Annotated in this window: 15 protein-coding genes; 6 read left to right on the forward strand and 9 right to left on the reverse strand. The window is 52.3% G+C overall.

The genetic code is table 11. From position 1 onward, the window contains the following. Positions 1-69 precede the first annotated feature (69 nt). Positions 70-402: a hypothetical protein gene (locus KNP81_RS00935; RefSeq protein ID WP_021065579.1), complete on the forward strand. Its 333-nt coding sequence runs from the start codon at positions 70-72 to the stop codon at positions 400-402. Between the two features lie 49 nt (positions 403-451). Here the strand turns inward: KNP81_RS00935 and KNP81_RS00940 are convergent, their stop codons facing one another. Both KNP81_RS00940 and KNP81_RS00945 read right to left on the reverse strand, forming a co-directional pair. Next, on the reverse strand, positions 452-1,468 hold the full coding sequence (locus tag KNP81_RS00940; protein WP_214717577.1) for a PTS sugar transporter subunit IIC: 1,017 nt from the start codon (positions 1,466-1,468) through the stop codon (positions 452-454). Between the two features lie 127 nt (positions 1,469-1,595). Continuing rightward, positions 1,596-2,669, reverse strand: coding sequence for a M42 family metallopeptidase (locus KNP81_RS00945; protein WP_214717579.1), 1,074 nt, complete (start codon positions 2,667-2,669; stop codon positions 1,596-1,598). A 136-nt stretch (positions 2,670-2,805) separates the two neighbouring features. On the opposite strand from KNP81_RS00945, the gene KNP81_RS00950 reads away from it, so the two are divergent. The 4 genes from KNP81_RS00950 (at position 2,806) to dhaM (ending at position 5,165) form a co-directional block, all read left to right on the forward strand. Then, positions 2,806-3,108, forward strand: a complete 303-nt coding sequence (locus KNP81_RS00950) for a PepSY domain-containing protein (protein ID WP_021065576.1) — start codon at positions 2,806-2,808, stop codon at positions 3,106-3,108. A 104-nt stretch (positions 3,109-3,212) separates the two neighbouring features. Further along, positions 3,213-4,190 (forward strand): dihydroxyacetone kinase subunit DhaK, encoded by a 978-nt coding sequence (gene dhaK / locus KNP81_RS00955; RefSeq protein WP_131471307.1) that lies wholly within the window; start codon positions 3,213-3,215, stop codon positions 4,188-4,190. A 23-nt stretch (positions 4,191-4,213) separates the two neighbouring features. Further along, positions 4,214-4,804: a dihydroxyacetone kinase subunit DhaL gene (dhaL, locus tag KNP81_RS00960; RefSeq protein WP_214717581.1), complete on the forward strand. Its 591-nt coding sequence runs from the start codon at positions 4,214-4,216 to the stop codon at positions 4,802-4,804. Further along, a complete protein-coding gene (gene dhaM, locus KNP81_RS00965; RefSeq protein WP_251128809.1) occupies positions 4,797-5,165 on the forward strand; it encodes a dihydroxyacetone kinase phosphoryl donor subunit DhaM in 369 nt (122 codons plus the stop codon). Before dhaL ends, dhaM begins: the two co-directional genes overlap by 8 nt. 24 nt (positions 5,166-5,189) lie before the next feature. Here dhaM and KNP81_RS00970 read toward each other — a convergent pair whose 3' ends face one another. Then, complete coding sequence (locus tag KNP81_RS00970; protein WP_251128810.1) at positions 5,190-5,699, reverse strand: hypothetical protein; 510 nt, start codon at positions 5,697-5,699, stop codon at positions 5,190-5,192. A gap of 105 nt (positions 5,700-5,804) precedes the next feature. Continuing rightward, the gene (gene trmB / locus KNP81_RS00975; protein WP_214717585.1) at positions 5,805-6,452 is read right to left on the reverse strand and encodes a tRNA (guanosine(46)-N7)-methyltransferase TrmB; all 648 of its coding nucleotides are present in this window, start codon (positions 6,450-6,452) and stop codon (positions 5,805-5,807) included. A 135-nt stretch (positions 6,453-6,587) separates the two neighbouring features. On the opposite strand from trmB, the gene cydS reads away from it, so the two are divergent. Then, the gene (gene cydS, locus KNP81_RS15510) at positions 6,588-6,698 is read left to right on the forward strand and encodes a cytochrome bd oxidase small subunit CydS family protein (protein ID WP_021065570.1); all 111 of its coding nucleotides are present in this window, start codon (positions 6,588-6,590) and stop codon (positions 6,696-6,698) included. Between the two features lie 45 nt (positions 6,699-6,743). Here the strand turns inward: cydS and KNP81_RS00980 are convergent, their stop codons facing one another. From KNP81_RS00980 to KNP81_RS01000, 5 genes are read right to left on the reverse strand one after another with little or no spacing between them, the layout of a single operon-like run. Further along, complete coding sequence (locus KNP81_RS00980) at positions 6,744-7,538, reverse strand: phosphotransferase family protein (RefSeq protein WP_029595153.1); 795 nt, start codon at positions 7,536-7,538, stop codon at positions 6,744-6,746. A gap of 50 nt (positions 7,539-7,588) precedes the next feature. After that, positions 7,589-9,754, reverse strand: coding sequence for a type I pullulanase (gene pulA / locus KNP81_RS00985; RefSeq protein WP_214717587.1), 2,166 nt, complete (start codon positions 9,752-9,754; stop codon positions 7,589-7,591). A 21-nt stretch (positions 9,755-9,775) separates the two neighbouring features. After that, positions 9,776-10,615: an NERD domain-containing protein gene (locus KNP81_RS00990; protein WP_058764022.1), complete on the reverse strand. Its 840-nt coding sequence runs from the start codon at positions 10,613-10,615 to the stop codon at positions 9,776-9,778. Then, positions 10,585-11,160 (reverse strand): RNA 2',3'-cyclic phosphodiesterase, encoded by a 576-nt coding sequence (gene thpR / locus KNP81_RS00995; RefSeq protein ID WP_214717589.1) that lies wholly within the window; start codon positions 11,158-11,160, stop codon positions 10,585-10,587. The genes KNP81_RS00990 and thpR overlap by 31 nt, the downstream gene beginning before the upstream one ends. Positions 11,161-11,165: 5 nt before the next feature. Beyond that, positions 11,166-12,317 carry an MFS transporter gene (locus tag KNP81_RS01000; RefSeq protein ID WP_058764026.1) on the reverse strand — a complete coding sequence of 384 codons (1,152 nt, stop codon included), beginning with the start codon at positions 12,315-12,317 and terminating at the stop codon, positions 11,166-11,168. Positions 12,318-12,348 lie beyond the last annotated feature (31 nt).

Here is a 12,348-nt window from a genome sequence, read left to right on the forward strand (position 1 = left end):
CCGTTGTCACATTCCGCTCTCGTGTTTTATGATAGTCGGGAGTGAAGACTACGTGAAAAAGGTGAAGTCATGACAAAATGGACACGCGAACAGTTGAATCCAGAAATGAAGCATCCACTTGAACAACTCGTCGGCGTCATCGGCATGTTGGCGATTCTACGCTACGGTTATTTGTTCATCGATACGGACAAATCACGAGGCGAGATTTTCATTTGGCTCGTCGTCGGATTCGCCGTGATTTACATACTTGAACGCGTCGGCAAGCGTCTTGTGCGCAGGCTGCCCATCATTCGAAAACGTTTTTTACTCCCCGTCTATGCCGTCTTGCTCGTACTATTCCTCGCGAGCTTCCGCGTCCCGCGGGAAACGGTCGAAATCGTCCGGAATTTTTTCGGGTGGTGAACGAAAGAGAGCGTCCCGCTTATTTGCCGGGACGCTCTCTTTCGTATGTTCAATATTCGATTTTCATGTCGTTCGGTCGAATCCGGTTCATCCGGACCAACACTTGATAGACGGCGTAGCTGAGCACCGCTGGCCCGACGATTAAAAAGCCGAAGACGACGATGAACGTATACCAACTGAAGCCCATCGTTTCGAGCATGACGACCGGTCCGACGAGTCCACTTGTTCCCATGCCAGCGCCTGCCGCGACGCTCTCGAGTTCAAACAACAGAATCGCAATCGGCGCGAGCACGGCGCCGGCCACGGTCGGCGGCAACAGAATCCATGGGTTTTTGACAATATTCCCGACTTGGAGCATAGATGTACCGATGCCTTGGGCGATGGCGCCTCCGATGCCATTGTCCCGATAGCTCGTGATGGCAAACCCGACCATTTGGGCAGCACACCCGACCGTCGCCGCACCGGCGGCAATCCCGCTCAAACCGAGCATGAGGGCGATGGCCGCGCTCGAGATCGGAGCCGTGAGCGCGAGCCCCATCAACGTCGCGACGACGACGCCCATGAACAGTGGCTGCTGTTCCGTTCCCCATTCGATCCATGTGCCGAGCTGTGTCATGAACAACCCGACGTATTTACCGATATAGGTCGCACTTAAATAACCGATGCCGATCGTCGTGAACGGCGTGACCAAAATATCGAGTTTCGTCGACTTCGAGACGAGCTTGGCGACTTCGACGGCGAGCAACGTCGCCACATAACTGCCGGCAGGTCCGAACTCATAGCCGAACGCCCCGACGACGAGTGCCGAGAACAAGATGAGCGGTGGTGCCTGGAGTGCATAGGCGATGGCGATCCCGATGGCAGGCCCGGTCAAGCCGATGGCCACGTCACCAATCTCGATGAGTGTCGAACCAAATCCGGACAGGCTCGTCTCAAGCAACTGTCCTCCGGCCGTCTTCATAATCAAGCCAATAATGAGCGTACTGAATAATCCGAGTGCCATATAACTGAGAGCCGTCACGAAATAGAGCGACGGACTGAGCGTAATCCCTTTTTTCTTAAGCATAGAAATTCCTCTTTTCTGTCTTGTCAGTCGTAAAGTTTCTGTCTTCACACTTTTATCAGTATAAGCGTTTCTCGTGAAATTTCAATATGAAAAAAACGCCACTCCCCGAGTGACGTTCTTCGTTCAATTAGCGTGAAGCCCGGAGCGTCTCCATCGTCGAGCGATCGAGTCGTTTGACGAGTGCCTTCAGGAGCGCTTTCGCCGCGTCGTAGTCGTCCGTATGCAAAATCGAGGCATGCGTGTGGATATAACGCGCCGCTACACCGATGACGGCCGTCGGCACCCCTTCCCCGCTCATGTGGATGCGACCCGCATCCGTGCCACCTGGCGAGACGAAATACTGGGTCTTAATGTTTTCATCAGATGCCGTATCGAGCAGGAAGTCACGCATCTCAGGAGACATGACCATGACCCGATCGAGGATACGAATGAGTGCCCCTTCCCCGAGCTGTCCGAACTCTGTCTTATTGCCTGATGCATCGTTGGCCGGTGATGCGTCGAGGACGAGCGCGACATCCGGACGAATCATTTCGGCTGCTGTTTGGGCACCACGGAGACCGACTTCTTCTTGTACGGTCGCCCCGGCGAACAAGATGTTCGGGTGATCGGCTTTTGTCGTCTCTTCGAGCAACTCGACGGCGAGCCCAACGCCGTAGCGGTTGTCCCATGCCTTGGCCATAATTTTTTTCGGATGTTTGAGCGGCGTGAATTCGCTCGTCGGCACAGCCGGTAGACCCGGACGTACGCCCCACGATTCGGCCTCTTCTTTCGTATCGGCCCCGATATCGATAAACATTTGCTTCATGTCCATCGGCTTGTTCATCGCCTCCGGTCCAAGCAAGTGCGGCGGCGTCGATGCGACGACCCCTGGAATCAATCCATCGGCCGTCACGATGTCAAATCGTTGTGCCATGAGCACTTGGCTCCACCATCCGCCGAGCGGTTGTATGTACAGCATCCCGTTTTCTGTGATTCGGGTGACCATGAATGCGACTTCGTCCATATGACCAGCGATCATGATGCGTGGTCCCGCCTCATCGCCGACTCGTTTCCCAAAGATCGAGCCGATGCCATCCGTCATGACTTCATCGACGTGCGGTGTGATTCGGTCGCGAACAAACCGGCGGACCTCTGATTCAAACCCGGGCGCGCCCGGAAGCTCTGTCAACGTCTTGAATAAGTCTCTCGTTTTTTGTTCCATTTCCATCCATCCCTTCAACCGTTCTTGTTTCATTATATACAGAACTTTTCGACAGATGCGAATGGTTTTCGTTCCAATGGGGTACAGGTTTTGGTACGATGTACATGATAGCCATAGTTCAAGGGGAGGTAGTCATATGAAGAAAAGATATTGGTTAGTTGGAATCGGGGTTGCCATCGCAGCCGCACTTATGACGAAAAAAGTGTTAGATGAACGAAGCTTATCGGCCGAGGATGCGCTTGAGTACACGAAGCGTGCATTTTCAGCCAAAGGTCACGTCCAAGGGGCATGGATCTCGGCATCACCTGAGATTTATACGTATGATGGACGCGAGTACGACGTCTTCAAAGGCGGCATCTCGGTTCTCGAGAACGATGAAGAGAAGACGTACCAATTCACAGTCGATTCAGAGACTGGCGCTCTACTTGAATATGCATGAGATGAGGTCGGCGAATATTTTCGCCGACTTTTTTTGTTTAATTCACCCAAAAGAGTGGAAAATTGAATATGGTACTTTTCAAACTCAAAAAGGAGTGATCCCACGTGAAGAAACTGATCGGTGAAGCAAACGAGCTCGTGTCACAAATGGTCGAAGGTATGGTCCACGCCCACCCTGAACTGTACGGTCGTGTGGAAGGATTCAATGTCATCTGTCGTGCCGACGGGGCCAAGTCCGGGAAAGTCGGACTCGTCTCAGGTGGAGGGAGCGGTCACGAACCAGCGCACGCCGGTTATGTAGGCGATGGGATGCTCGATGCCGCCGTATGCGGTGAAGTGTTCACGTCCCCGACGCCGGACATGGTGCTCGAAGGGATCAAAGCGGCCGATGGCGGCAACGGCGTATTGCTCGTCGTCAAAAATTACGCAGGTGACGTCATGAACTTCGAACTCGCCGCCGAACTCGCGGACGCCGAAGGGATTAAAGTCGATCACGTCGTCGTCGCCGACGATGTCGCTATCACGAATAAAGAAGACCGCCGTGGTGTCGCCGGTACCGTGTTCGTCCACAAGATTGCCGGTGCAGCAGCAGCGAGCGGGAAATCACTCGACGAAGTGAAAGCGCTTGCGGAGAAAGTCGCGGCCAATGTCCGCTCAATGGGGATGGCCGTCGAACCTTGCTATATGCCAGTGAGCGGTAAACCTGGATTCGATTTGAACGAAGAAGAAATGGAAATCGGAATCGGGATTCACGGCGAACGCGGCGTCGAACGGAAACCGACGACGAACGTCGATGCGATTGTCGATGACTTGCTCGATCATTTGAAAAAAGAAGTCAGCCCCGGCGAGGTCGCCGTCATGGTCAACGGTATGGGCGGAACGCCTCTATCTGAACTGTACGTGACGTATCACTTCGTCGCGAAAAAATTGGAAGATGCCGGCTATTCATTGAAACGAAAATACGTCGGCAACTATATGACATCACTCGAGATGCATGGCTTCTCGATCACACTCTTGCCGCTCGATGAAGAGTTGACGGGCTATCTCGATGCACCATCGGCGGCACTCGGTTTCAAACTCTAATCTACGAATGAGGTGTTCATGCAATGTTGACGATTGAAGGATTCAAGCAAGCATTACGGCACGCCCAATCAGAGATTGAGGCGAACAAGGATACATTGACCGATCTCGATCGCGCCATCGGCGACGGAGATCACGGCATCAATATGTCGCGTGGCTTTGAAGCGGTCGTCGCTGTCCTCGATGATGACTACGCAACTCTCGGCGACTTGAGTAAGAAAGTCGGGATGACGCTCATGTCGAAAGTCGGTGGCGCAGCCGGTCCACTTTACGGTTCCGCCTTCGTCAAGGCAGCGCCTAAGTTTGGTGACGCGACCGAAGCCGATTTCAATCTCGTCAAAGAAGCGCTCGTCGAAGCAGCGACAGCGATCAAGGCGCGCGGGAAATCGGAAGTTGGCCAAAAGACGATGGTCGATGTGTGGGATCCGTTCTTGAATGACTTGAACGAGTCCGACGACTTTGACGCGAAACTTGATCAACTCGTCGGTGCGACTGAGGATATGGTCGCCACGAAAGGACGGGCGTCTTATTTCGGTGAGAACTCTCGCGGCACCGTCGACCCGGGGGCCCTTTCGAGTTCAATCGTCTTAAAAGCGATTATGAAGGAGGTTGAGTGATATCGTAGAGATCATCATCGTATCCCATAGCGCCAAAATCGCTGAAGGGATTCAAGACTTGATGAAAGAGATGGCTCCATCCGTTCCGATTCATTTAGCGAGCGGGCTTGAAGACGGCAGCATCGGGACTGATGTGACCCGAATCCTTGAGGCCATTGAAGCCGTCGACAAAGAGGCACTCATCTTATCGGATATCGGTTCGGCCACGATGAACGCCGAACTGGCCGTCGATATGTATGAAGGCGAGAAAACCGTCCAGTTTTATGACGGTCCAATCGTCGAGAGTGCCTTCGTCGCTTCCGTCTCAGCCGGTAACGGCATGGACGTTGCTCAAATCGTCGAACAGTTAAAGATGGCATAAAAAAAGAGCCTCGCGGCTCTTTTTTTAACGTGGGTTATCGTTTTTCTCGTAGATCGGGTTCATGTATTCAGTCGTCGAGTAGAAACGTGGCACGACAACGAACAAGATGACAGCCGGAATCGCGATCATAAGTAACAAGATCAAGACAGGCAACCAATAGACGATTTGTTGTCCGAGCATGTCGATGTTTGCGTCTGCAAATTCAGTCGCGCCTTCGACTTCTGCAAGGTCAGCTGTTGCGAGGATTTTGTTGTCCGTCGCATCATAGTAATGGAACTCCGTCTTACGTGTGATGAAGATGCCGTCACGGACCGTATCAATTTCAACGACCGCCGCGATGACTTCGTTGCCATTCGAGTGACGGAGCGTCTCTTCTTTTACGATTTCAGCCGTTCCTTCTTTGTAATCATAGTGCGTGGCCTTCAAATCCTCTTCAAGGGCGTCCAAGAACGCCTCATTTGCCGAGGTATTAAGTGGTGCGATTGTTAGAATGAAGATTAGTGCAAGCAGGCTTGCCCATGCTTTTTTCAACATCCCCATGTTCCCCCTTCTCTAATTCCAGTTTAGCGTCATTCCTATTGTACCAAGAAGAAAGAAAAAAGTGTGAAGAAAATGCTATTAAAATAAGAAAAAAGCGTGTCAAATTTTCGGACGGAACGCGGCCTCCATCCGATAAATCGGTTGTCCCATGGCGCTGAAGCGCTCTTCGTACTCGGTACGGACGTTATCTGCCGGTTCGTTCGCGTGAAGATCAAGTGAAATATCTGTGAAGTACATGCCGTATTGACTCATGCTTTCGAGTGAATATTCGAACAGTCCGCGGTTATCCGTCTTGAAGTGAATCTCGCCTCCGCGTGGCAACACAGCCTCGTACGTGGCGAGGAATGTCTTATACGTCAAACGACGTTTCGCATGTCGGGTCTTCGGCCATGGATCTGAGAAGTTCAAATAGACGCGGTCGACTTCGCCGGCTTCGAAATAGTCGACGAGTTGCTTGGCATCCACAGTCAAGACGCGGACGTTCGGCATCGGCATTTCGACGAGCTTTTGCACGATCGACACGGCGACGCTCTCGAACAACTCGATGGCGATGAAGTTGACGTCCGGGAACTGCTGGGCCATCCCTAAAATGAATTGCCCTTTCCCCGACCCGACTTCGATGAAGAGCGGATTGTCGTTCTTAAATTCTGATGTCCAGTTCCCTTTTAACGTTTCGGGATGAGTGATAAAGACGTGTTCTTGAGCTTCCATGTATTCTTTAGCCCAAGGCTTGTGACGTAAACGCATGTTTTTCCAACCTTTCGTTCAAGAAATGTTCAAGTTTCAGCTGACTAGCCGCTTCGCGCGAGCAGTCCCCTTGCGATTATACACGAAATCATTGTTTAATGAACATGAATCATCCTTCACAAGGAGGTTATATCGATGAGCACGTTAGATCAATTTCTTATTTTTTACGCGGCTCCGTTGACGTTCTTCGGCGCCGTCATCGCGACGTTCGTATGGGCGTATTTCATGAAACCTGATGATGTCTGATGCATATGGAAAGGGATGGCTCACACTCGTGATCCATCCCTTTTTTCATTGTGTCCGTTCCTCTGCTTCATCGAGCAATTCCCGGAGCACGGTCAATCCTTCTGCTCGGGCGATGCCGTTCTGTTCCCCATATAAGGTCAGAACCGTCTGGGCAATCGCATACCAGTGCATTCGATAGTGTAACTCGGAGGTGAAACGGATGCCGTAATGGCTGAACCACGTCTCCCAGTCTACCTCGTCGACGTAGCTGTAGACGACCATGGCCAAATCAAAGGCACGGTCGGCGATGATGGCGTCATCCCAGTCGGTCAAATATAACAGACCGGTCTCATCCTCAATCCAATTGTTATGGTTCAAGTCTGAATGGCAGACGACGAGTTCACGTTCGTCATCAATCGGCTGATGGACCGACAACCAACGGATTGCCTCATCAATCGTCACGTCCGCCTCGTCTTGCTCGTAAGCGGCACATTGCCGAAGCAACAGTGAGGACGTGACCGGTGTATGATTCAACTGCTGCAACATGAATAATAGCTCTTTCGAATGATGAATCTTCCCAAGCTGTGCCGCCACATCAGCCCGTTTCATATCGGCTGGCGAGAGCTCACGACCTTCGATGAACTGTTGGGCACTGAGGACGTCACCGTTAAACATCCGTTTCGTCCACAGCAATTTGGGGACGATGCCTTCGGCGGAAAGAATGGCTAAAAACGGGGACGAGTTTCGTTTGACAAAGATTTTTTGTTGGCGCGTCGTCGCTACGTACGCTTCGCCTGTAATCCCGCCTGCGGAAGCCACCGTCCACTCTTCACCGAGCGCACCGATTATATCTGAATACATATTCATCACGCTCAAATCTCATTAAGAATTACAAAGATACAATCACCATATTAACACGCGATAATCGTCATTGACAACGACTCGACTTGAATCTGGCTCGGATTTCGTTCAATCGGGACGAGGCTCGCCGTTTCCCCTTGGACGTAGACGTTCCAGTCCCCCTCCGCTTGGAATGTCACATCGTGGAACGTTCCGTTCAGATAGACGCGGACGCGCTGCCAGGCATCATAAGAATGGCTCGCCGTCAGCTCATATGCAATCACGCCCGGGGGCGACGGTAGGAACTTGAACTGTTCGATAACTTTTTGCCGGGTATCGTAGCGGAAACACGTGTGACGGCGCCGTAACTTGAGTAGTGTCTTCACGAACTCGACCTCGCTTTGCCGCTCGTCACGTAAGTCCCAATCGAAGTGATTGATTCGGTCCGGTGCATTATAGCTGTTCTCAACCCCTTGTTTTGTCCGACCAAACTCTTGGCCGGCGTGAAGGAACGGGACGCCTTGCGACGTGATGACGATGGCTGTGGCGAACCGTTGCATCCGCAACCGCATCGTCTCGTCCATATCTTCACACGACAAGAGCAATTTATCGTACGTCGTATAATTGTCATGCGCTTCGACGTAGTTGATCGTATACTGCGGGCTTGGGAAACGCCCGACGGTGACGTTCGGGATCTGGACCGCTCCGGTGAGGCATTCACGAAGCTCCCACTCCCGCCACTCGTTCCCGGAGACGAACCCGCGCTCCCGGTCATTGAACGTCGACCCTTTCAAGGCGTCCCGCATCATGTCATTGAAATGACCGATTCGGGGCATGAAAGCCGCGTTATGCGACGAGGCTTTCAATGACGGGCTGAGCGGTGTTGCCAAATCCCATCCTTCCCCGTAAATCAAAATCGAGCGATCGATTTTATCGAGTGCGGCCCGTATTTGATTCATCGTCTCGACGTCATGAATGCCCATCAAGTCGAATCGGAAACCGTCGACGTGATACGTCTCGGCAAAGTACGTCACACAATCGACAATCATTCGTCGCATCATATACCGTTCTGAGGCCGTGTCGTTTCCGACGCCGGTCCCGTTCGCGACCGTCCCGTCATGTTCATAACGGAAATAATAGTACGGGACGAGTGCTTCGAGCGACGATTGCTCACGGATGAAGATATGGTTCATGACGACATCGACGACGACGCGCATGTCATGCCGATGCAAGGCATCGACCATTTCGGCATACTCTAGAATGCGTGATAGCGGCTCGTCAGGTTTCGAGGCGTAACTGCCTTCCAACCCGAACCAATGGATCGGATCATAACCCCAGTTGTAGGGCATCCGGGTCGCTTCGTCGACGCTTCCAAAATCATGGACCGGCAATAACTGCAGGTGCGTAACCCCAAGTTCTTTCAAATAATCGAAACCGGCACTGTTCCCCGCCCGGGTTTTAAGCCCAGTCTCGACGATGCTGGCGTACAGCCCTTGCCGTCGACTCGTCGACGCAGGGTGGCTCGTGAAGTCACGGATATGCAGTTCATAGATGACGGCATCTGTCGCTTTGCGGAGAGGCGGGCGTTCTGCCGGCTCCACGTGCTCAGCGACGGCTGTCTCAACATCGATCAATACGCCAAATTCGCCATTTAGGCTGACGGCTTTGGCGTAAGGATCGACGACCTCGTTCGTTTCGACAGGTGTCTTGACGTACAGTCGATAAAAATAGCCTTCGTACAGTCTAGGAACATCGGCATTCCAGACGCCTCGACCGCTCCGAGACATGCGAAATCGTTCAATCTCACGATGCGTTTCGGGATCATGGATGACGAACCAGATCGAAAACGCGACGGGCGACCAGACATATGCCTCAATTGATTGCCCGGAAAATGAAAGGCCGAGCGGTCCGTCATAGGCATAGCGACGTTCAAACTCGTCCGTATGCACAATTTCGCGGGGTACGACGACAATCGTCTTATGTCCAGGGTGAAACACGGTATAGACCGCTTCGAGCGTAACCGGGCGCGTCAATTGGATATCTCGTTCAATCGTGCCCGCCTCTGTCGTCCATTCGTTGAGCACCACATAATCGACCGGTCGACCGTTTTGTTCGATTTGTACCGGTACGGATTCATATTCGGCAATGACCTCGAGTCGAATCATCTCGAATGAGAGCAAGGAAGCCTGTTCAATCGTCACATGAGACGTCGTTTGCTGATTTGGTGTGTAATGCATACGCGTTCCATCCTCTCCTACCTACTGGTCCAAAAATTGTCGAAACGGCATCTGGGCTGTCGCATCTAGTAGTTTCGCCACATCTCGAATTTGTTGGGCTTTGACGATCGGCGCCCTCGTGTTCACTTGTTTCATCCACGGCTCATAATCCGCGCGTGAGATGAACTGAGTCGACCGAATTTCAGGCACATGATCGAAATAGCCTTGTGGGGCCACCGTCACTTTTTGGATGACCCCGTCATAGGACGGAAGAAACTGTCGAACGATTTCTTCGGTGCGCGTCAACGCGATGAGCGGGTTGACTACACGTTTATTTTCCCCTTTGAGCGGTTGATGAATCCACGTCTTCTGCTTCGATATGTGATAGATGCTGCGGTCGCCGTCGAGCCATTCGACCAGGTAAATATGCGATGGTCCGATGATGAGATGGCTCAGTTCGACCGTCGCCCCGTTCCATTCGACGACCGGACGATACATGAAGAAGTGTTGGTCGTTCCATTCGGATACCATCTTGCGATATCCGTATTCTCGCAAAAACGGCAACAACGGGACGTCCGCCTCGGTCGCCCCTTCACAGGCGTATTGCAGTTTTTGGATATGACGGCGGTTCGTGAGCAACGTCTGGAACTGCGACTCCGAGAGCGGTGTCGGTTCGAGCTCGATGCGTTCCGTACGGCGCCAAAATTTCCACCACGGGTTCTCAAACTCCATGATTTCGGGAGGATTCAACCGATTGGAATCGTGAAGACGACGCATGCGAGCGACATCGGACTCGACATACTCTTGAAAGCGATTGAACTGGTCGAGCATGTTTCGTTCATATTTAGATGTTACGTCAAAAATTTTAATCGGGATCGCCATGTGTCCTCCTCTGACCGCTGTAACGGAAATACTTCGACTGCCTCATAGGCAGGGGTATGGTTTGGATTGATTCGATAAAGTACGACCGTTTCAATCGGCTCCTCGATGGTAAACGTCGGGGCGATGTACGGGATTCGTGTGCCTGTGTCCCACTTCTTCGCGAGTGTGACGTGGGGGACGAACGGTTTACGGTCGAGTGCTGGAATCTCTTCGGATAACTTTCGTCGAAGCTTCCCGGTAAGCGCCGTAAAGTCCACGGACGGTTCCGGGACGATCGTCAAGACACGCGGACGATCCGGTCTACCGAAGTGGTCGATTTGCTGGAACGTCAGCGCGAACGGGGCCGTCGACGTTGTCACTTCACGTGTGAGTTCTTTCACTGCCTCGACTTCATCATCGTCCAATGAACCGAGAAACTGAAGTGTCAAATGAAATTCCTCCGGACGATACGTTCGACGATACGAATAAAACGGCAAGATGTCCCGCTGTACATGTTCGAACTTTTCGTCCTCGATGGGTAGTGCCAAAAAATAATGTGTCGACATGACCATCATCCTTTCACTCGAAAACGTCTCAGTCCAAAGAAGAGGACCGCTCCTACGATGCTGACCACCGTGTACATCCAAAATACACCGATGATGCTGTTATATTCAATAATAAATCCACTGAGGAGGTTGAATCCGGCCGTCGCTAGTCCTGACGTGATGGCCATATAGACACCAATCGCCGTCGAGACGACGTTGCGGCTGACAAGGCTGCGGACAAATTGAAGTGCGACCGGAATCAATAATCCGACGACCAGTCCTTGAACGATGGCAAGAATCCAAACGACCCAAATCGGGGGCTCAAGTGCTAACCAGCCGTTGCGAAGCGCCGAAATCAAGGCGGCTCCCGCCAGCACGTTGACCGTACCTAGACGTGAGACGATTTGGTAAGCCACTTTCATGAATGGAATTTCGCATAATACCGCGACAAGGAACAGTGTCCCGACGAGCGTCGTTGAGCCTCCGATGCTCGTCACATAAATTCCGAAGTAATAGTTATTCGCGTAAATTGGGCCGAAGACGAGCATGCCCCCAATCAAAAAGGCGATGAACGGCCCATTCCAGACGGCCGACCATTGGAACGGTGCCGTCGTGTGCACTTGCTTCGGTTCCTGTTCAGATACGCTCCGCACGAACAGCGTACCGATTGCCAGCATGACGGCGCTGAGTAAAAAAGTACTCGCGAGTCCCCATGTCGTGTCCGAGATGCGACCCATGACGAACACCGCAATCGCAAATCCGGCCGATCCAAACAGACGGATGGCCCCGTAGTCGATTTTGGCGCGTGACGTATACTCGAGTGTCATCATATCGACGAGCGGGATGTGTGCACATTGGAAGATGGACCAGGCGATCATCAACATAATAATCCATACGTAAGACGTCGCGAACAAGAACGTGAGCGATAAGGCAGCCGCCCCGAGCATTGCGATAATCAACCAAGCCCGAACCCGCCCCGTTCGGTCGGCAAGCATGCCCCATAGCGGTTGGACACCGATTGAGAGGATCGGCATGATGGCGACGATTGTCCCGACCTGACCCGGAGACAAATCAAAACGTGACTGGGAGAAGAAAAGCGCCATGTAAGGAATGAGGGCTCCTTGGGCAAAGAAAATGGCGACGTAAATCGATTGAAACGATATTTTTTGTTGGTTCACAGTAAACTTCCTTCCTAACAGACAGAGAGCC

The sequence above is a fragment of the Exiguobacterium sp. s149 genome, assembly GCF_018618395.1.
GTDB lineage: Bacteria > Bacillota > Bacilli > Exiguobacteriales > Exiguobacteriaceae > Exiguobacterium > Exiguobacterium chiriqhucha.